The organism is Variovorax brevis, from assembly GCF_030317105.1.
Lineage (GTDB): Bacteria > Pseudomonadota > Gammaproteobacteria > Burkholderiales > Burkholderiaceae_C > Variovorax > Variovorax brevis.
In genome coordinates this window covers 1-19,119 of sequence record NZ_JASZYG010000017.1, presented here as the reverse complement: position 1 = coordinate 19,119, position 19,119 = coordinate 1, and the positions used below count along the sequence as shown (strand labels likewise).

Here is a 19,119-nt window from a genome sequence, read left to right as displayed (position 1 = left end):
GTCATGAAACCTTTCACACTCGTCCTCACTCTGAGCGCTTTTGTTCTTGTATCCGCCGCCTGCTCAAAGCAGGAAGTCGCCGCATCGCCAAAGTTCGATGCGAAGACGATTGCGGCGGAGGCCGACAAGGGCAACCTCGCACCCTTGACCGAACTCAACGACGCGTGCAGCGCCGAAGTAGAAAAGAACGGCCAGCGTCTCGCAGTTTGCAAGGTGCAGGACGATGTCCGCGACCTGCGCAAGCCCATCAGTATCCGGTTCTAGCCACACGGCGGGGAAGGGGCAGTAGGTCATGGCCGACAACATCATCGGAGACATCTATTCCAAGTTCGACAGAGCGCTCAGCGGGTTCTACGAGGGTGCCGCTGCTGGAATCTCCGGTTACGTGATACCCATTGCGTGGGTGCTCCTTGGTATCTGCATGCTGATCTGGTGCTACCTGATCATCGAGGGCAAAGTGGTCGTGCCGATCACTGACTGGCTCTTGAAGTTTGTCGGATTCATGGTCGTGCTCTACATCATGGGTAACGGTTACCTCAGCTGGGTCGCAAAACCGATCTTCAATTTGCCAACTGAGCTGACAACGGCGCTCAGCAGTTCCGCGACCAGCGCACCGGATCTGTTGGGTCAGGTCAACGAAAAGATCGTTGACCTGGTCTCGGCGATGTTTACGGCAGGGACTCGACTGGTCAAGGACTTGGCGATCGGACCGGCGATCGCGCTGTTCCTGATGGGAGTGCTCGTCATCGTTGCCGCCTACTTACTTCTGGCGGTCGCGCTCTTTGCGGTTGTCTTCTCGAAACTTGGCCTGAGCCTTGTACTTGCTGTCGGCCCCTTCTTTGTGCTCGCCCTTGTGCTGCCGCAGACAAGGAATTACTTCCATTCCTGGCTGAACACCGCTCTCTACTTCGTCTTCTATCACGTGTTCACCACCCTGTTCATCTTCATGTTCATCGGGATCATCAACTCCTATGTTGGCAAGTTGAACACCCAGCTCGGAAGCACTGGCAGCGGTGGCGGGGTGCTCGCAATGGTTTCAAACCTGATCGGTGTCGGAGGCGCCGGTCTGAACGTTGCTGCAGTCTGCATCCCAATCATCTTGATCGCGATGGCCATGTTTTTCATGTTCCTGCAGATTCCGGTTATCAGCGCTTCCATGACGGGAGGCAGCGGAGGATCTTTTGGCGCAGGGTTGACGAACCTCACGCATGCCAAGTCGCTCTTCAGTAGGTCGAGAGGAAAGTAGGGGGCGAGTGATGACTTCAATGCTTCGAGCCTTGATCTCTTTGCTGGCGTTTGCCGTTGTCGCCTGCAGTGGCCCCAAACCACCACCCGGCTGGCCCGCCGGCGAAGAGCGGCCCATCAATCCCTCCCACCTCACAAAGGCGGCAGCCAGGTGACCGGGAAGGAGACCTACTTCGCCAAGGCGCTTGATTGGGACACCCAATCGCGTCTGGATCTCGAGCGGCGCGCATCACGCAACGCTCTGATCGCCTGGGCGTGCGGCATCCTGTGCGGGCTTTGCGTGCTGAGCGTGACTGTCCTCTTGCCTTTGAAGCAGTTTGTGCCGGCCATCATTCGCGTCGACAACGCCACCGGCGCCTACGACGTGCAAGCGCCCGGCGAGATCGTGAATATCGGACGGGACCGCGATCAGAAGATCATTCTCTCGGATGTGGCGCGCTATGTGCTCGCACGCGAGGGCTTCACACGCGGCGAGGCCGAGGCGAACTACAAGACGGCGTACCTGATGTCTTGCGGGCCGGTACGCACCGACTGGGAAAGCTACTTCAACCCGGAGATCAATGCGCAGTCACCGGTGAAGACCATGAGCCCGACCGATTCGGAACGCGTCGAGATCCAGAGCATCACGTTCCTGCCGACCGACCAAGACGACCTGCGCGTCGCGCAAGTGCGCTTCGACAAGACCGTGACACGCGGGGTCGCGCCACCGGTGCGCACCAAGTACATCTCGACGCTCACGGTGCGCTACGAGCAGGCCAACGTTCCGTCTCAGATCCGCGACCTGCACGTCAATGCGTTCGGGTTCTGCGCCGTGAACTATCGGCGGGACCAGGAGGGCGTACCGCAGGTGCTGGGCAGCCCAGCAATGGGCTCAGCGGGGCAGGGGGATTCCATCCCCGCGCCTATACCCACCCCCGTGCCGGCGACGGCGATCACTCCAGCCAATGTCGGAGTGCCGCAGGCAGTGGTGCGATGAAATCCCGGGGGTCCTTGTCCTGGGTTATGCGCATTGCCCTTGCAGCAAGCGCAACCGTAGGCCATGCCGAGGTTGGCACCGTCCCTTCAGCCAACGACGCTCGAATTCAGACGGTTCGCTACACAGGCGACAACGTCATCCGGATCGCGGCGGCCGAAGGCGTGGTGACCACCATTGAGCTCAGCAAGAGCGAAGAGATCAAGGACTTTGCAATGGGCGACCGCGATGCGTGGCATGCGGCGATCAACGGCAACCTGTTCGTGCTCAAGCCCAAGGACGTCAAGGCCGACACCAACCTGACACTCTTCACAAACCGGCGCAGCTACCTTTTCCAGCTCAAGACAACGAGCAGGACCGCCCGCAACGTCGCCTACTGGGTCCGCCTGCAGTACCCGGAGGGCGATGCTTCGACCCCCGAAGCGCGCGCGCTTGCAAGGAAGGAGGCCGAGCGCATTCGGATGAAGGCGGACCTCAAGGCGTCGGCAATTGAGGGTGCTTTGAACTACGACTACTGGATCGTCGGGCCGCTGGAACTGCAGCCCCTTTCCATGCACGACAACGGCCGGCAGACCTTCATGCTGTTCTCGGCGGCCCACCCGATGCCAGCAGCTTTCATCATCGAGCCAGACGGCACCGAGACCCTGGTCGACTATCACGTCGAGGACGACACCATGGTCTTGCATCGCGTTGTCTCGCGCGTGCTCCTGCGCCGCGGCGCGCTCGTTGCCGGCATCACCAACCGTTCGCCGACCCTGCCGATCCAGTCGGCACCAACAGGGACGGCAAGCGGCAAGGTGCAGCGGGCCATCCGTGAACCGGGAGAGTGATGATGTTCGAACAGAAGCAGGAAGCGCCCGTGGCGGAGGTGGAGCGTGAGGGCCTGGTCGAGCGCAAGCGCGCTGTGGCACCTGGCCAGAAACTGATCCTGGTTGCGACCGCCAGCGTGGCGGCGTTGCTGATCCTGTTCGGAATCGCGAGCAGAAACAACTACTTCGGGCTCTTCGGAACACTGGCGCCGTCCAGGACGGAGCCGCCAAGCGACACGCGCCCGCTGTCGGCGCCCGAGGTCAAGGTGCCCTTGGCGCTCGGTCCGCCGACTTCGGTTCCAGCCTCGCCGTCCTATGTCGAGTGCCCGGGCGGTTTGCGCTTGCCCGTTGGCCTGAATTGCCCCGAACCGGAAAAGAAGACCGAGGCCGCGCAGCCCGCCGGGCAGACTGGCATGTCGGAGGAAGAGCGCGTTCGTGAGCGTCGCCGCAAGAGCGCTGTCAATCTGGCAGGGGCGCAGCAGAACGCGCCGGCCACGGCGCAACTCGGCGCGGCGGTGGCAAACGTCGGTCTGCCCGGCGTCTCGACGCCGCAGGCTGGCACCAATGCACTGACCAGTTCCCTTGGCGCCACGAACACGCCGGGCACCAGCGCAACGGTCAACCGGAATCCATCGATGACGCTTGCCAAGGGGACGCTGCCAGATTGCACCTTGCTGACGGCCATCCTCACAGATCAGCCTGGATTCCTGAAGTGCATCCTGAGCGCCCCGGTCATGTCGATGGACGGCAAGGTCGTGCTCATGGAGGCCGGCACCACCATGGAAGGCGAATACACCCAAGGCTTGCAGGCGGGGCAAAAGACGATCTTCACGCTCTGGTCGCGGGCCGTGACGCCAAACTTCGTGTCGGTCCAACTCAATTCGCCCGGCACCGACGCGATCGGCCGGGCTGGCACATCGGGGTACGTCGACAACAAGTGGGTCGAACGCTTTGCCGGGGCCATCTTCTTCTCCTTGCTCCAGGACGCCAAGCAGATCTACATCGCCCGTGACGATGCTCGCGCGCAGAGAGCCAGCAGGAGCCCTTACGGCACGACGTACAACATCGGAACGCAGAGCATGCTCTCCCAGCTCAGCAACACGGACAACGCGACGAACTCGATCGTCGAGGAAATGCTCAAGCAGGGCAGCCAGCTGAAGCCGAGCCTTTACAAGAATCAGGGGGAAATCATCAAGATTTTCGTGGCCCGCGACGTGGACTTCTCGACGGTCTACGAACTGCGCCCAGCCGGGGCGATCAACTGAGGCCTTACCATGGGTGCACCTGACAAGTACGTTTCGATCCTGGCCCATCTGCGCGCCTTCGAAGGTTGGCTGGCCGATCCCTGTGTGGGCGAAATCGCGGTGAACGCGCCGGGCGCCGTGCAGCTGTGGAAGGGTGGCGTGTGGGAGCGCGCAGAGGCCCCCGCAGTCAGCTTCGAATACCTGCAAGCCTTGGGCAACTTTTTGGCAAATATCTCGCAAAAGCCCTTCGATGAGGCGGACCCGATCCTGTCAGCCTACTTGCCCGGCGGCGAGCGCATCGAGATGACAATGCCGCCGACCGCGCCGCGCGGCATGATCTATCTGAACCTGCGCAAGCACACGAGCCAGTCCTTCGAGCTCGGCCATTTCGTGGCGCAGCGGTATTTCCAGCGCACCCGACACGTCTATTCGCCAGCAATCTCTGCGGACGAGCGCCACAGGCTTCTCGCCCGGCTCGAGCCTGTGCACGTCGAGCTGTGGGAGTTGGCGCAGGCCGGGGAATGGCCAGCCTTTCTCGAACGCGCGGTGCAAAGGCATCAGAACTTCATCGTGTCGGGCGCGACGGGCAGCGGCAAGACTTCGTTCGTTCGCGCATTGATCGAATTGATTCCGCACTGGGAGCGACTGATCACGGTGGAGGACACGCCGGAGATGCCGCTGCCACACCATCCGAACTCCCAGGCGCTTTTCTACCGGCGTGACTCTCACGCCGGCGAGCGCGTCGTCGGCGCGACGGCCAAGCAGGTGCTGCAAGCGGTGATGCGCAAGACCCCCAACCGGGTGCTGCTGGCCGAACTGCGCGGCGACGAGACCTTCTACTACATCCAGAACGTCCTCAACTCGGGCCACCCGGGTGGCATCACGACCGTCCACGCGAATTCGTCGCAAGAAGCCTTCATCCGCATCGCATTGCTGATCAAGGCGTCGGACGAAGGTCGCAGCCTGGCGCTCGACGAAATCATGCGGTTGCTGCACACGCTCGTACATGTGGTTGTCCAGCTGGTGTTCGACAGGGAACTGGGCCGGCACGTTCCGGCGATCTACTACGACCCGATGTATGCGCTGTCGGTCGTTTGATAGGCGGAGCTCTTCATCAGCGCAAGTGTGAGGACTGCGTAACTGGGCCCTCAATTCGGCGAAGGAGAACAGCAATGAATAGAACTCAACTGATCGGCCGGCTGGGCCGTGATCCTGTTGGGGGTCAAAGCGGCAAGGGCACCTATGCGAATTTCAGCCTGGCCACCAATGAGTATTGGACCGACAAGGCCTCAGGCGAGTTGATCGAGCATACCGAATGGCACCATCTCGTTTGCTATGACCGCCTCGCGGAGATTGCCATGGAGTTCCTGACGAAGGGCAGCGAGGTGTATGTCGAAGGTCGACAGCGGACGACGTGGTGGACCGACAAGGATGGCATGGACCAAAGCCGCAGCGAGGTGCGCATCGACGAAATGAAGATGCTGCGCAAGGCGCCTCGAATGGATCCGGTTCTGATCGCCACAAAGAGCATGGCTTCCATCGAGCGCCTGATGAAGGATGTGGCACTTGGCCTGATTAGCGATGTCTCAATGGACGATCTGGCCGAGATGCTGAATGTTGTGCGAACTGGCTTGGCAGGTGATGATGACGAGCCCAAGGGAAAGCTGGACGAACGCACCACGCGCCACCGCGTCGCCGCCTGAACAGGCTGCAATCCGAAGTCGTCCAGTCGTTCGTTTGTCCGTGGGGGTCAACTCGAGAGCACCGGAGTTGGCGAAGCTGGCGACCCCAACGCAAAACTTCTTCTTAAATGACGTCGACAGGGGTGGCCACGATGCGCGTGTACCTGTCCATCACCTCCGGCTCCACGCCCAGCCAGCGCGCCACCTCTTGCGGCTCGAAGCCACGGCGCAGCTGGCGCAGCGCAAAGGTGTGACGCAGGCGGAACGAACCGCCTTCGCGGCTGTCCAAGCCCGCATCTTCCAGCACCGCCTTGGCACACTTGTACTGTGACTCCTTGCCCCAAGGCTTTCCAGTCCGGGTGGATGGAAACAGGAAGTCCCCGGCGATCCGTGCACTTGCACGCACCTGCAGCCAGTGCTGAAGCAGCTCACCAGCCCAAGGCGCGATCGGCGACTCCCGGGCCAGCGAATTGCCATCGCCGGGCACGACGACCTTCCACGGCCTGTCCTTCAAACGGCCGCCGCGAGAAACGGGCGAGGCCAATGTCAGGGCGCGCACGTCCCCCGGCGTCAACCCTCCACCCAGTTGCAACGCCACCGCCGTGCGATTGCGAAGTTCCTGCCAGCTCAATGCGGCATGGCGGTCTCTCTTCGCAGCGGAAAGGCCGGGGCGAGGTCGCGCATTCGACACAAAGGTGATCAGCTGCCTGGCTTCGGCCACCGACAGAAACTCGGGCAGGGGGTCGGCGTTCGCGGACTCCGCATAGCGCACTTCGGGATGTGATGCGAGCCAGTCGAAGGCAGCCGTGTTCGGCGGCTCATTCGCGTCTGCGGCGTGGTGGCGCAGGACCCGATCGATCAGGCGCACCAGCTTCAGAGCGTGCCGCGGCGAAAGGGAAAGATCCAAACTCTTGCGGCCAAAGCGCGCGGCTTGAAAGGCCTGCAGATCCCGCAGGTCGAGCGATGCCAGGGTGACGACTGGCGACTGCCCGAGGCACCAGGCCGTGAACGCACCCCACATGTCCCGGTAGACCTGGACGGACGCGGGTTGGCGCAAGGACCCTGTCGCACGCTGGTCATCGAGCCAGCACTCAAAAGCGTGGCGGTGGCGCTCGGCCGTGGGGGCATCGTCGAAAAGGGAGAGCGAGAGAGGTGGCATTGCGAATACGCTAACGGCGAGACGCTATTTTGGCAAGCACCGGCTCCAGTGAGTTTAAGAAGTAATGCGTGCGCCGTTAGCGTAATAGTTTGCCTCCGGCAATGACGCCCTATGTATTCGCCCGGTGACGCCTCTACCGCGCGACACGCAATGCTCTTTCCAGTTCACCATACTCGCCGATAGAGTTTGGGCTGACGGGGCGGTCACGCCGAAGGTCAGCTGCCAGGCACGGCCGCGAACTGGTACTCGCGGCCAGGAACGGAAGTTGAGGGGTAGAGCAATCCTCGTCCGGAACCGGTCGCTAAGTTTGATGAATCCGAGGCGCACCCCGGATGATGGAAGACACTGTGAGGCGTGCGGGCCAGAACAGGTAGAGGTCGGTCAAATTTTTGATGGCTCCAACCGCGATCGCTAAGTTGACCCGCTGCTGACCACTCGTACCCCTGATTGCCTGCGGGCGTGGCTTGGCGTCAATGACGCGAGGTTCATGCCTGACAGCCCACGTTAAAGAGAGCCGCCGGGCTTGCCCGGCAGGCCGTTGGTCGGTGGCACCTGCCCTGGCTCGCACGTTGTCGAGTGTGACTCAAACCGCAGCAGGAGGCCAGTATGGATCTCACCCCGATGCACAAGCGCGTGATCGCGCTGGACGTTCACCAAGGCAAGATCACCGCGTGCGCCATCGTTGAACAGGACGACGGCACAGCGCAGGTCAGCAAGACCGAGTTCGGGGCCTTCAAGCGGGATCGCCGGGCCTTGGCGCAGTGGGCGCTGGAGATGGCGCCAGAAGTGCTGGTCATGGAGAGCACGGGCGTGTACTGGAAGAGCCCGTTCGCAGCGCTGGAGAAGGTGGGCATCGTCGCCTGGGTCGTCAACGCCCGGCATGTCAAAACGGTACCGGGTCGCAAGACCGATCTGTGCGACGCGCAGTGGTTGGCCACATTGGCACGCTCGGGCCTGCTGCGCGCGTCGTTCATCCCCTGTGCCGAGTTGCGCCAACTGCGCCTGGTGGCCCGCCAACGCCAGAAGCTCGTGGGCATGCTGGCGGCGGAGAAGAACCGCTTGCACAAGGTGCTGGTGGATGCTGGGGTTCGCCTGAGCGTGCTGGTGCAAGACATCCACGGCCAGTCTGCGCGGGCGATGGTCAAGCTGCTGATCCAGGGCAAGCCCATGCACGAGATCCTGGACCGCAAGGGGCGACTGCGGGCCAGCCGGGAGGAGTTGTTCGAGGCGCTGAGTCCGGAATGTCTGAGCGGTGCGCACTGCTTCGTGTTGGACGAGATCATGCAGCACCTTGAACAGATTGAGGCGCGCATCGCGCGCATGGATGCCTACCTGCTGCAAGGCCTGCAGCCGTGGACGGCGCAGCTGAACTTGCTGCAAACCATCCCGGGCATCGACCGCATCGGGGCGGCGATGCTGCTGGTGGAGATCGGCTCGGACATGGAGATGTTCGGCAGCGCCGAGAGGCTGGCCTCCTGGGTGGGTATCTGTCCGGGCAACAACGAGAGTGCGGGCAAGCGCAAGAGTGGGCGCATCCGCAAAGGCAATGCCTGGGTGCGTCGGCTGCTGTGCGAGTTTGCGCAGGCGGCGGCGCGAACGCGCTGCGCGCTCAAGGCCAAGTTCGACGCATTGAACATCCGCAAGGGGCACAAGAAATCCGTCATCGCCCTGGCGCACAAGATGCTGCGGATCGTCTACGCCATGCTCGCCAGCGGCACTCACTACCAAGACAAGAGCGTGGACTACGAGGCGCTGAGCGTGGCTCGCAATGCGCCGCGATGGCTCAAGATGCTCCGCAAGCACGGATTTATGCCACATCCCGCCGCCGCGACCTGAACTTCGACCGCGCAGACGGACAGCCCTGGCCGGCATCAGGCTAGGGTTTGGTGCGTCCGAGGCAGGGTGTCTTCCACGTTAAGAGCGTGGACTACGAGGCGCTGAGCGTGGCTCGCAATGCGCCGCGATGGCTCAAGATGCTCCGCAAGCACGGATTTATGCCACATCCCGCCGCCGCGACCTGAACTTCGACCGCGCAGACGGACAGCCCTGGCCGGCATCAGGCTAGGGTTTGGTGCGTCCGAGGCAGGGTGTCTTCCACGTTAAGCAGTCATGAGGCGTGCACCTGTCCGTCGGCTCCGTGCCCTGAGCCGTCACTCAAGTCCTGAGGCCCAGGTCCATCGCCAGGTGTTCGGAGCCCACGGATGGCCGTAGTTGCTCTGTACGTTGTTGCTGGCGCCTCAATGGAATTTCAGCCGAATGTGGCCAATGCCCAGCCCGTTACCCCAAAGATCGCAGGGGACTTCCTGGAGCGATTTGAGGCCGGTCAACCACAGCCCCAAACATAGCGAGTTACCCCAGCTCGCTCGAAGCGGATGGCCACGCCGCGCAGTGCGGCCGATCATCTGCTCAGCGGCCAGCAAGGCTTTTCTTGCCGGCCGCTGGTGCTGCCAGGGAATGCTCAGAACTGCCAGAGCCACCAGGCTCCGAAATCGGTGCCCCCGTTGGACTGCGGGTACACCACGACGCCACCCTGGTCGCCGTTCGGACGGCGCACGCCAGCGCTCGCCCGAGATGTCTTCCCGTTGTCCTGCGTGATCCCGGCATCGATCACTGTGCGGTCCTTCCTGGCCACCGACACATCCGCCTCGAGGTGCGTCATGCGCTGATCGTTGTCGGTGACCACGTTCACTCGGACCCCGCGCTTGGCGTCGCTGTAGTCGCCCGTCGTGGACAGTTTGCCCTGCTTGAGTTCGGCTTCTGCCTTGAAGGTGGCGCCCGGCTGCTGGGCGGTTGCCGGCGGTGGGGCCGCGGGTAATTCCAAGGGCTTGGCCGCCAAGGCCGGGGCGGGGCTGGCCGACTTGGCCGGGCTCGGCTCCTTGCGCGCCGGCTCCAAGCGCGGAGCAGGCGGGATAGCGCTCACGATGGGTGGGCGCGACATCTGAACGGGCGCAGGCGGGCGGGGCGCCACAGGCGGTGCGGCTGCCCGGGGCGCGGCCATCGCTGGCGGTGGTGCAGGCCGGACGATCGGCGCAACGCGCGTCGGCGCAGAGCGCTCCATTGGAGCACGTCCGGCTCCGGTGCCGATCGGGCCGTTCATTGACTGGGCTGCGAAGGCGGTCCCAATGCTGACCGCAAAAGACAGGGCGATGAAGTGTTTCATGCTTGCTTTCAGTGAGGGTTGAATTGCCCGGGTTGGGCGGCTTCGCCCGCGCTGCCGCAGGCTTCCCGTTATTGAAAGGAGCTGGATCCGATTGGTCGAAAAAGCACGTCCGCCGATGAGTTCGTCATTTGACGCATCAAATGACGGCGAGATTGTTTGCACACGATCCCTGTTTGGAGGACCATCGCGGGTTCCTCAAAAACGGAGGGGCGGTCCGATGGAAGGGAACGAGAAAAAGGAAAGGACGACGGACATCAGTGCCGATTTCCGCGAATACCTTTGGTCGCTGAGCGAGCATGACGACCCCGGCGAAGGCAATCCGGAGGACGTGAGCCTCCCGAAACTCGCAGATCTGTTCGGCGCGAGTGTGGTGACACTGAAGAAGGCGCTGATAGAGCCGATCAGCACCTTCAAGGCTCAGCAAATCCGGGGCTTCATCTACGCGGCTCGCTACGCGCACTGGCCAGAGCTCCCGCGACGCCTGGCTGGCGCCCTTTTCAAACTGGAAGCCCTCACCGAAGAGCCCAAACTCTTAGCACTCGATGCATTGGGGACCGCACTGGAGGCTGTGAGCGGACTGATTCCCATCGGCTCTTTCGATTCGGCGCTCGTATTGAACGTACGCGGGTGGATTGCGCTTGACGCAGGCGGCATTTACGAGGGCCAAGCGCAAGAGTGGAAGAAGATCCGCAACATGGAGGAAGCCGAAACTCCAGGCGGAAAGTCCACGAAGGCCTACGAGAGAGCTGAATCGCTGTTCGCTCGGGCGCACGATGCCCTGGAAAGGCACCGCGACAAACTCCCTCAGAAATACACCTCCGCACACCTGGACAATGACCTGCAGAAGATAAAGATCAATGAACTCGGCGCGGTCTTCAATCAATACCCGGACGGGACGCGAATTTCCAGCGAACCCCTGTTGAGCACGCTTCGAGAATCCAAGCACCTCGAGGCGCTGCAGACGCTGAGCGAGCGCGAGAGCAACAGGGGCAGCTGGAGCGTGCACTACCAAGGCTTGGTCACTGCGAGCGTCATCGGCCAATACCTTTGCAACACGGGTGATGAACGATGGAAGATCACCGTCCCCCAGCTGGAGGATCTGTGCAAGGCCTTTTACTCCAGGCTCACGCGCGCAACGACCGTCGATCGATCAGTCCCGCTCCCAGGCTGCGTGTACTCCGTGGATGACGACCCCGACTTGCCCTTCTTTCGCCGGATCGACCCTTCCGCGAGCGCGGCCGGGAGCTAGCCACGGGCTTACCAGAGCAGTAGAGTGCACCTAGGAGCCACCATGAGCAACGTTCCAAAAGTCGTCTGAAACTTGGCGCTCCGGCCTTCTGCCTGCCCGACCTGGCGCGCGGGCGCCCTGAAATGCCTGTGGAAGAACTCCGCGGGCTGCAATGGAGCACGCGCAGCAGCAGCCGTGGTCGGTGGATTCTGCTCGCGACACGGGGAAATGGCATCCCCAAAGGATTGAATGGCAGGAGGGTTCAGCGCAACCAGATGTCGACTTCTTTGCGCGCCAACCGCACCTTCATCTCCTTGGCGACGGTTCCGGCGCGGCTGGCACCATTTCGACCTCGATGGTCCGGGGAAACTCGAGCTCGATGAACCGATCCAGGGCGCCGCAACCGCGCGCCTCTTTGACAGCCAGCTCAGGCGGCATGGTCGGGGCCCAATGCAGGTTGGCTCGCGTCTGTTCGATCTGAGATTTCACGTAACCCATCGTCGCCTCTTCGACAAAAACGACCGCACTGAGAGCAACGCCACCCACAGATAGCCGCCTCACTGCCTTGCTCGTCAAAAAGGTCTTGATGCGCGGCGCTGTCTTTGCGATTGTTCTGGGTGGCACCTCGTACATCGCCATGATCCTCTTGATGTCGGCCGTTGTTGTCTCGTGGGTGAACTTCAGCACCTTGTAGGCTCCCATCCCAGTGATGGTGCTCAGCGTCATGTTGACGAAGGGAGAGTCGCTCTTGCATTGACACAAGTTCGGCGCGGGTCCGCCCGCGGTCGACATGACGAGCACCGGCGCAAAACCGTCCGGTGGCTTGGCCCCCTCGGCAACACACATCACCGTGTGCCTGTTGGGCTGGCCTGCCGCCGAGGCGGTTGCGTCAGCGGGCGCCCCACCTGCAGCTGGCTCCGCAGCACCGCCCTGAGTACTATGAGCCAGAAGGAGCGCTGCCACCAACGCACGGAACGCTTTGACGGACATGAGTCCCTCCTATTGCGGCCAGGTTGCCAACAGTTCCAAGCGTAGCGCGCCACCGGCCGTTCGTCACCGGCCGTCCAGTCGCTCAAAAATCCCGGGAAGGGACAGAATCACGGGCTCGCACCCCAGGAATGTCAAAAACCAGACAGACGGATTGCCGCCGTTCTTGCTGGTTACTGAATTCTTGCCTCCCAAGCTCCAGGAAGGAGTGCGCGACCGGCTCGTGCTGAAGGGCCCAGACGGAAGAAGCAATCAACTTCCTGGGGAGAGGCAGGCTAGCCATCCATAATCCCGCGCATGCAAGACCCCACCGCATCCACCTTCCCCTATGACCTGTCCTTCGAGCTCCCACACGAGCTGCACGAGTGGGTGGAGATCCAGGTTGGCGAGGTAGGCGGCATCCACTGGGTGGGCGGCCTGCGCTCACCAGATGGCGAGAGACGGGTGGTCTACGAGCAAGCCCACATCAAGAACCTCTCGTCGCGAGAGGAGGCAATGCAGGTTGGCCAGAAGATCGCTTCCATGGCTTCTATGCAGCGCCTCATCCTGAGCCTCACGCCGACGCGCTGCAGCTTCCGGGAAGTGGGCGAAGACGAGTAGGGGTGTCACACCTCGCGGAAGGTCGGCAGCAGCGGGTCCCGCCGTTTCTTGCACGATGAGCCAGCGCAGGAACCTGCGCCAGGTGCTCGGCGGCCGTACTGCTGCTTGCTCGCTCTTGGGGAACGCAAGCATGTTGGTGGTCGTTTCCGTCCGCAGCCATGAGCTCCAGCGCCCGGAGCGTCAGCGGCGTGCCATGAACCGTGATGCCCACGGCGCGCAGTTGCGAGAAGGAAATGTCCAGTCGCCCAGACGGGCCTGGTAATAGCCGGGTCAGCACATCCCACGACTCGATCGTTTCACGCAATCGGTCAGGGGGTGGCTCTTCGATGTCGATATTGTGCGTCCTGATAGCTGACGTGCGCCCCGACATGCGTCTGCCGACGGCGTTCGTCCCGGCGGACAGGCCTCGGCTCATCCACGAAACCAAAGTACGTGCAGGCCAGACGCGTCAGGTTCGTTGGAGACAATATCTCTCGGCCGCCAAGGTGGATGGCGACTTTGTCGAACTCAAGAATCATCTCAGGCTTCCCGCGAACGCCGCGTAGGCGTCGAGGTTCCGCAAACTTCGCTTCAATCCGAGAAACTGATCAGCGTGTCGACCGCGCGAAGGTCTTAGCGGCCACGCAGCCCTTGAGAACGGCTGCTCGCGGTGCGAATCGCGCGACGCGGCCGAGAGGCCGCTCCTGGCCCGGATCGAGCCGCGGGACTGCAGCGAATGCCGACATCGAGGCTGCGTCCGCTTGATGCGGGAGACCTGCCGTTCCCGGTGGGCTTGGAGAAGTCCGCACCGGGCCCTGACCACCAGAACGCGACGCGCGGATGCAGCCTTTCACAAACGACTGACCTTGGTGCCTTGGTTGTCGATTTCCTGTCTGTCGAATGGTTGGGGGTTATGTTCATTTCATCCCCTCCCGCCTGAAAAAGCCAGGCCCTTCAGGGCGAGGGGAGGGCAGGGCTCCCCAGCCGCGCGACAAGTTGACACCGCCGCGTGCGGCCGCGGCGCGGTGGCCACCGCTGCATCAGGAAGTTCTGCCTCAGGAGGTTGCCATGGGATTACTTTGTCCGTCGGGGGCGCGGCTGCCGCCGCTGGCCTTTTTGTTGGCCGACCAGGTCGAGCCGCGCAAGAACATCGCGCGCCACCTGGGCGTGAGCCTGCGCACCCTGCAGCGCTACATCGCCGTCGGCCACGCGCCGCGCGCGGTCCAGTTCGCGCTGTGGTTCGAGAGCCGCTGGGGCATGTCGGCCCTGCACGAGCAGGCCTTCAACGAAGCCCGGCAGGCGCGCGCTTGGGTCTCATCGCTCGAGCGCGAGTGCGAGTGGCTCCGGGGTGTCATTCGTGCTTACGAAAACGCCGAGGCGCAACCGGCGGCCAATGGGGCGGTTTTCACGTCGATCTAGGAGATCGCAGGCCTGCGATCTCGCTTCGCAAGCAAGCGCGGGCGCAGACGCTTCGCTTTGGAACGCGCGCCATGGCAGAGGGTTGGGGACCACGACAACTTGCCAAGAAGGACAATGCAATCGGGCGTCTCCCCCTGCATCCAGGATATTGGGCGCACCCCCAGAAATCACTTTTGGCGTTCTGCCCCTTCCTGGCGTTCACCTCCGCGGTCTGTACGTCTTTTCCCTCGCGCGACTGGCCGTTCATCTTGTCCATGCGCGGAGTTGCGTCGATAGCCTTGGCCGATACGCATGGCTCGTCGGCATTGGTACTGCCGCCGACTGGCATTCAAAGAGGTTGGTTCGCCGGGCGTGGGCGCGTGGGCGCCTGAGCCCGAGCGCAAGCAGAATCGACGGCCATGGATTCACTCTCAATCTTCGCCGGCGTCGATGCGAACGGCGTGATCCGATTCGTGGGCGATGTGCCGCGAGGCGCAGCATGCGGCTGCTTCTGCGAAGCGTGCGGGGCGCCCTTGGTCGCCCGGCGCGGCGATGTCAGGCGGCCGCATTTCGCGCACGAGGCCAGCCAAGAGCGCCCCGACTGCTTCGCCGGGGCCGTGAACCTGTTGCGCCGCCTCGCCATCGAGGTGCTGCAGGACATGCCGCAGTTGCGACTGCCAACGATGCGCGTGCGCGTTTCGACACGGCCCCCGCTGCCGGTGCTGCAGGAGACCTTTGAACATGACCCCGGCACCGCCACGGCGCAGCGCTGGGAAGCCAAGCCCGCACAGCATGCGCCGGCCGGCCTGCTGGCCTTGGCGTCCGGCACCCATGTACGGGTCTTCGTCGAAGTGGGAGGGCTGAGCCGCGCATCGCTGGATGCCATCGAGCCTTTGCAAGGCGGTCTCGTCGTTCAGGTGCCCCTGCCCCCAGATACGTCGCACCTGCGCGATCTCGCGGCCGCCAAGCACTACATCGCGCACGCGGGGACTTTCCAGTGGCTGCGGCTGCCCGATGTGGAAGCCAAGCGGGCCGAGGTGCTGCAGTTGCTCACCCAGTCCGCCCAAGCTCAAGCGCGCGTGCAAGCAGAAGTGGCGGCGCTGCGCCGCATGGGCGGTTGGCTGCCACCGCCGGCGCCGACGCCCCCACCGCCACCGCCGCCGCCTGTTGAATTCGACGAGTCGCCGTGGGCGCAGTGGCGCAAGCCTCGCCGCGCTTTCATGTTCTACGGCCTCATGGACGGCTCGGCGTGGGTGTTGTTCATGCACAAGGACGGGCGCCATGTGATGGCGCCGTGGCCCATCTTGGAGGACGGCTGGGACGAATCCATTCCTGCCCGCATCGGCCAGGCCGATCTGGAGTTGGGCGTGTACGTGCTGGCTGATTTGAACCAAGCGATGGGGTATCTGAGCCCCCTATCCCGCTCCGTCAGATCGGCCAGCAACTGGACGGAACTATTGGCCATCCGCTGGCCGGCATGATCGGCCAAAGTTTGAGGTGTTCCAGTTCAACCACGAATGTTTCTTGTTGTATCCTTTACGGCGGCGCAACACCGACGCCTGCTGCTCACTTGAAGCAAACCCTCGCGGGACGGCTGTAGAACCCCCATCCACCAGGTTCCCGTTTGCGTGCGGACCGTGGCAGTGAGCACCATGCGTTCGCATGCAGAACAGGAATCTGCCATGCGCTATATCCCCACGTCGCCTCAAAAAATCGAGGCGCTCAAGAAACAAGCCAAGAAGCTCCAACGCAAGGGCGGCGGCAAGCATGCCGACCTGCTCAATCTCGTTGCCCGGCAAGCCGGGTACGAGCACTGGCACCACGTCACGCTCTGCGCAGCAGCCGCATCCCGCAAATCGTTGCGCGAAGAACTGCTGGAACAGTGCGCCAAGGTGGTCCAGCACGCCCAATCCGGGCGGTCGGTGTTCTTGGCCAACACGAACGCCCTAAAGGGCGTTCCGCTGGTGATCTTTTCGACGACCGATGGCGACGCTTGGCTACTCGAGCTGAACAGCCGGATGGCCCTGTGCTTGTCATGGCACCGGGAGGCATTTGAGCCCGGCATCAGGGAGACCCCAACACACTTCCACATCGACTGGGATGGCCCATTCGACCTGAGGGGCCCGTTCTTTGAAGTCCAGACAAGGACGACGGGCATCGGCCACAGGGCCATTGCAGGCTACCCGCTCGACCTGCTTCGGGACTTCATGGACAAAACCATGACGCCCGACCAAAAGGCGGCGCAGGTCTTCAGCCAACCAGATGGGGTCGATGTCACGCCGGAGGTCCTTGAGAGGTTTGTCGCGCGTGGCGCCGACAGGCACGTCCTGGAAGTCCTCATCGCGCGGGGTGCGCGCTACTCACCGAGCCGCGACACGATCATCCTGCCGCCTATAGTGGGTGACGACGAAGATCCAGACGAGTTGCTGGATAGCCTTTTCCCAAGGAGACGCGGGGAGCAAGCGCGCTAGGCCAGCCTTAGCTCCAGCCGTTTGCCCATCGCGCGCAAGGCAACGGCCAGCGCTGCGTGTCCCTCACGCACAAGCGGATGCTGGAAGCTCTTGACCGCTACTTCGAGTATGGATGGGCGAAGGGTCATGGCACGGAGTTGGATCGGAGGCGGTATCGCCTAAGTCCCGAAACCGCCCTGATCCTCACGCACAAGGGCTCCGCGTTCGAGTTGTCTGGCAAGCGCCGACACATGGCAGATGGACAGGAGGAACCTACTTGGCGTGCGACAGCTTGCAGGCCCACATATCGCGGCTGTATCACGATGCCGGACTCAGCGATTGCTCAAGCCATTCGGTCCGCCGCACTTTCGCCACGCGTCTGGTTGCGCAAGGGCACGGCATCGAATTGGTCCAGCGGCTCCCAGAGCATGCCGATCCACACGGACGACTATCTAGATGTGAATCCCCGCGTGCTCAATACGATCTTCACCGATGCGCTGTGAGGCTATCGCCGCGAGCCCCCGCCGGCACTGTCATTGTTCGGGATTGCGCTCGAAGGCGGGGCCGGCCTATGCTGGGCCTTTGGAGATTGACTATGCAGGCTCGCCCCCCGCTTTCTGATCCCCAACACCGCAATACTCGTGCAGAAGCCGAAGTGCTTGCGAAATGGAGTACGAGAACATGAGCTGGGACTTCAGTACTCATTCGCCACTTACCGTTGCTCGGCTTCGCTTTGCGTCGTGTGATGTTGTGGCTCAAGCGTTGGACGAATACGGAACGTTTTTCACCACAAACCGTCCGGGCTTGATTGGGGGGCACGAGGAGCTTGAACAGGCTCTTGCTGCCCGTCAGGACCGCCTGATCAATCTGGCCTTGGCAAAGAACGCTTGTTCTGGAAAGCTCCTTGAAGACCTATATGCAAAGGGTAAAGCCGGTTCCGACGACACGGAGTATGACAAGGCGCTGCGGCTTTCGGTCATCGCCAACACCGCAGCAAGCGAAGCAAGCTATTTCGGCAAACTTGCAGGGCTCGATGCACGAGAGGCAAGGCGCCTGGCGCTTGAGGGGGATGACGACGAGATTTCGACATTGATGAGAAATCCGGGTCGACGAGCGTTGCTGGGGGACGTCTACCTTCGCACCCCCCCCTTCGAGGACATCCCCTACGACCGGTTGCTTAGGCTCGTCCATTACTCAGCGACGAATCCGAACCTGAGCCTCGACAACGACAGCATGGACGGCCCAGACATGATCCGCATGGATGTTCAAAAAGGAGTTTTTGAGCTCGCTGCGACCACTCCCTTGAATTCAGAGTGGATTCATGTGATGCACCAGTTGCTCGTTGCGGTAAATCCGTTCAGGTTCTACGCGTATGCCGAAGAACAAAGGGTTCGCGACCTGCTCAACCGGCTCAAGTCGGTACGAGTGACCCGAATGTTTTCCAAAGAAGGAGAGGACCAAGAGGGGATCTACACCGATCTGACCTTCGTTGAAGAGTATCGCTGCATCATCGGCGCACTTTTCGGGAAGGTGTATGAGAACGGAAAGCAGCACTTCATTGGACCGGTTGATGACCCAGACCTCGCGATACGATGCTCCCACTATGCCCATGGCAACATGGATCCAAAGCAGATGTTGGCAGCCAAAGCAAGGGAAAGGCAGCCACACGACCTCGGGTGTCCACGATTCGCTTTTGCTGCCCTATTTAACGCGAGTGTGCTGTCCAAGAAGGACAGTCGAGAAGAACTGGAAGGAATGCTGGTCGGTCATCAATTTGCGCTTTACCGCGCGCGCTGCCAGTTCATGCAAGCCATTTATCCCTCGTTCGATCCAACGCCGCTTACCGACAGTTTCGACGACCTGGATCGGAAAACCGGACCTGCGGATGCCTCTGCCGTGGAGTTGCTTGCTAAGGACCTTGCCAACTTGCGCACTGAGTTTCGGCAGTTCGCGAAGTTTTGCGCGTGGACCTTGTTCGTCATCATCGCCGGCTTAGTTAGTCGTCCTCTATAAAAAGTAGCTGCGAGTGCGATTGCACATATTGCAGCCGTACTCATCGGGGCATGCAGGCTTGCCCAATGCTGCCCCACTGGGCCCCCTGTGCCAATATGACCTGCTACACCTACCCCCGAGAGATCAGTGAGCAACGAGGTAGGTATGACGATCAACCATCAACCCAAGGCAGCGATGCACGCAGTGAACAGT

17 protein-coding genes are annotated in these 19,119 nt (G+C 62.2%); 14 read left to right on the top strand and 3 right to left on the bottom strand.

The window, feature by feature from the left end:
- Window positions 1-3 precede the first annotated feature (3 nt).
- The 7 genes from QTI66_RS32045 (at window position 4) to QTI66_RS32015 (ending at window position 5,974) form a co-directional block, all read left to right on the top strand.
- Window positions 4-264 (top strand): hypothetical protein, encoded by a 261-nt coding sequence (locus QTI66_RS32045; protein ID WP_286564410.1) that lies wholly within the window; start codon window positions 4-6, stop codon window positions 262-264.
- Window positions 265-292: 28 nt separating this feature from the next.
- Window positions 293-1,246: a TrbL/VirB6 family protein gene (locus tag QTI66_RS32040; RefSeq protein ID WP_286564409.1), complete on the top strand. Its 954-nt coding sequence runs from the start codon at window positions 293-295 to the stop codon at window positions 1,244-1,246.
- A gap of 150 nt (window positions 1,247-1,396) precedes the next feature.
- The gene (locus tag QTI66_RS32035; RefSeq protein ID WP_286564408.1) at window positions 1,397-2,221 is read left to right on the top strand and encodes a VirB8 family type IV secretion system protein; all 825 of its coding nucleotides are present in this window, start codon (window positions 1,397-1,399) and stop codon (window positions 2,219-2,221) included.
- Window positions 2,218-3,048 (top strand): TrbG/VirB9 family P-type conjugative transfer protein, encoded by an 831-nt coding sequence (locus QTI66_RS32030; protein WP_353506248.1) that lies wholly within the window; start codon window positions 2,218-2,220, stop codon window positions 3,046-3,048. The genes QTI66_RS32035 and QTI66_RS32030 overlap by 4 nt, the downstream gene beginning before the upstream one ends.
- The gene (locus tag QTI66_RS32025) at window positions 3,048-4,292 is read left to right on the top strand and encodes a TrbI/VirB10 family protein (RefSeq protein ID WP_286564407.1); all 1,245 of its coding nucleotides are present in this window, start codon (window positions 3,048-3,050) and stop codon (window positions 4,290-4,292) included. Before QTI66_RS32030 ends, QTI66_RS32025 begins: the two co-directional genes overlap by 1 nt.
- Before the next feature lie 9 nt (window positions 4,293-4,301).
- Window positions 4,302-5,369 (top strand): P-type DNA transfer ATPase VirB11, encoded by a 1,068-nt coding sequence (virB11, locus tag QTI66_RS32020; RefSeq protein ID WP_286564406.1) that lies wholly within the window; start codon window positions 4,302-4,304, stop codon window positions 5,367-5,369.
- A gap of 74 nt (window positions 5,370-5,443) precedes the next feature.
- A complete protein-coding gene (locus QTI66_RS32015; protein WP_286564405.1) occupies window positions 5,444-5,974 on the top strand; it encodes a single-stranded DNA-binding protein in 531 nt (176 codons plus the stop codon).
- A gap of 103 nt (window positions 5,975-6,077) precedes the next feature.
- Here QTI66_RS32015 and QTI66_RS32010 read toward each other — a convergent pair whose 3' ends face one another.
- Window positions 6,078-7,112 (bottom strand): tyrosine-type recombinase/integrase, encoded by a 1,035-nt coding sequence (locus QTI66_RS32010; protein WP_286564404.1) that lies wholly within the window; start codon window positions 7,110-7,112, stop codon window positions 6,078-6,080.
- A 606-nt stretch (window positions 7,113-7,718) separates the two neighbouring features.
- Here QTI66_RS32010 and QTI66_RS32005 point away from each other — a divergent pair.
- Window positions 7,719-8,948, top strand: coding sequence for an IS110 family RNA-guided transposase (locus QTI66_RS32005; protein WP_286564403.1), 1,230 nt, complete (start codon window positions 7,719-7,721; stop codon window positions 8,946-8,948).
- Between the two features lie 622 nt (window positions 8,949-9,570).
- On the opposite strand, the gene QTI66_RS32000 is transcribed toward QTI66_RS32005, so the two are convergent.
- A complete protein-coding gene (locus QTI66_RS32000) occupies window positions 9,571-9,933 on the bottom strand; it encodes a hypothetical protein (RefSeq protein WP_286564402.1) in 363 nt (120 codons plus the stop codon).
- 556 nt (window positions 9,934-10,489) lie between these two features.
- Between QTI66_RS32000 and QTI66_RS31995 the strand changes: the two genes are divergently transcribed.
- Window positions 10,490-11,521 (top strand): hypothetical protein, encoded by a 1,032-nt coding sequence (locus QTI66_RS31995; protein ID WP_286564401.1) that lies wholly within the window; start codon window positions 10,490-10,492, stop codon window positions 11,519-11,521.
- 285 nt (window positions 11,522-11,806) lie between these two features.
- On the opposite strand, the gene QTI66_RS31990 is transcribed toward QTI66_RS31995, so the two are convergent.
- On the bottom strand, window positions 11,807-12,490 hold the full coding sequence (locus QTI66_RS31990; protein WP_286564400.1) for a hypothetical protein: 684 nt from the start codon (window positions 12,488-12,490) through the stop codon (window positions 11,807-11,809).
- 294 nt (window positions 12,491-12,784) lie between these two features.
- On the opposite strand from QTI66_RS31990, the gene QTI66_RS31985 reads away from it, so the two are divergent.
- From QTI66_RS31985 to QTI66_RS31965, 5 genes are all read left to right on the top strand, one after another.
- Window positions 12,785-13,087 carry a hypothetical protein gene (locus QTI66_RS31985; protein ID WP_286564399.1) on the top strand — a complete coding sequence of 101 codons (303 nt, stop codon included), beginning with the start codon at window positions 12,785-12,787 and terminating at the stop codon, window positions 13,085-13,087.
- A gap of 1,047 nt (window positions 13,088-14,134) precedes the next feature.
- Window positions 14,135-14,485, top strand: a complete 351-nt coding sequence (locus QTI66_RS31980) for a hypothetical protein (RefSeq protein ID WP_286564398.1) — start codon at window positions 14,135-14,137, stop codon at window positions 14,483-14,485.
- Between the two features lie 398 nt (window positions 14,486-14,883).
- Complete coding sequence (locus QTI66_RS31975) at window positions 14,884-15,945, top strand: competence protein CoiA family protein (RefSeq protein ID WP_286564397.1); 1,062 nt, start codon at window positions 14,884-14,886, stop codon at window positions 15,943-15,945.
- Window positions 15,946-16,146: 201 nt separating this feature from the next.
- Window positions 16,147-16,935 carry a hypothetical protein gene (locus QTI66_RS31970; RefSeq protein WP_286564396.1) on the top strand — a complete coding sequence of 263 codons (789 nt, stop codon included), beginning with the start codon at window positions 16,147-16,149 and terminating at the stop codon, window positions 16,933-16,935.
- A gap of 660 nt (window positions 16,936-17,595) precedes the next feature.
- Window positions 17,596-18,927: a hypothetical protein gene (locus QTI66_RS31965; protein ID WP_286564395.1), complete on the top strand. Its 1,332-nt coding sequence runs from the start codon at window positions 17,596-17,598 to the stop codon at window positions 18,925-18,927.
- The last annotated feature ends 192 nt before the right edge of the window (window positions 18,928-19,119 follow it).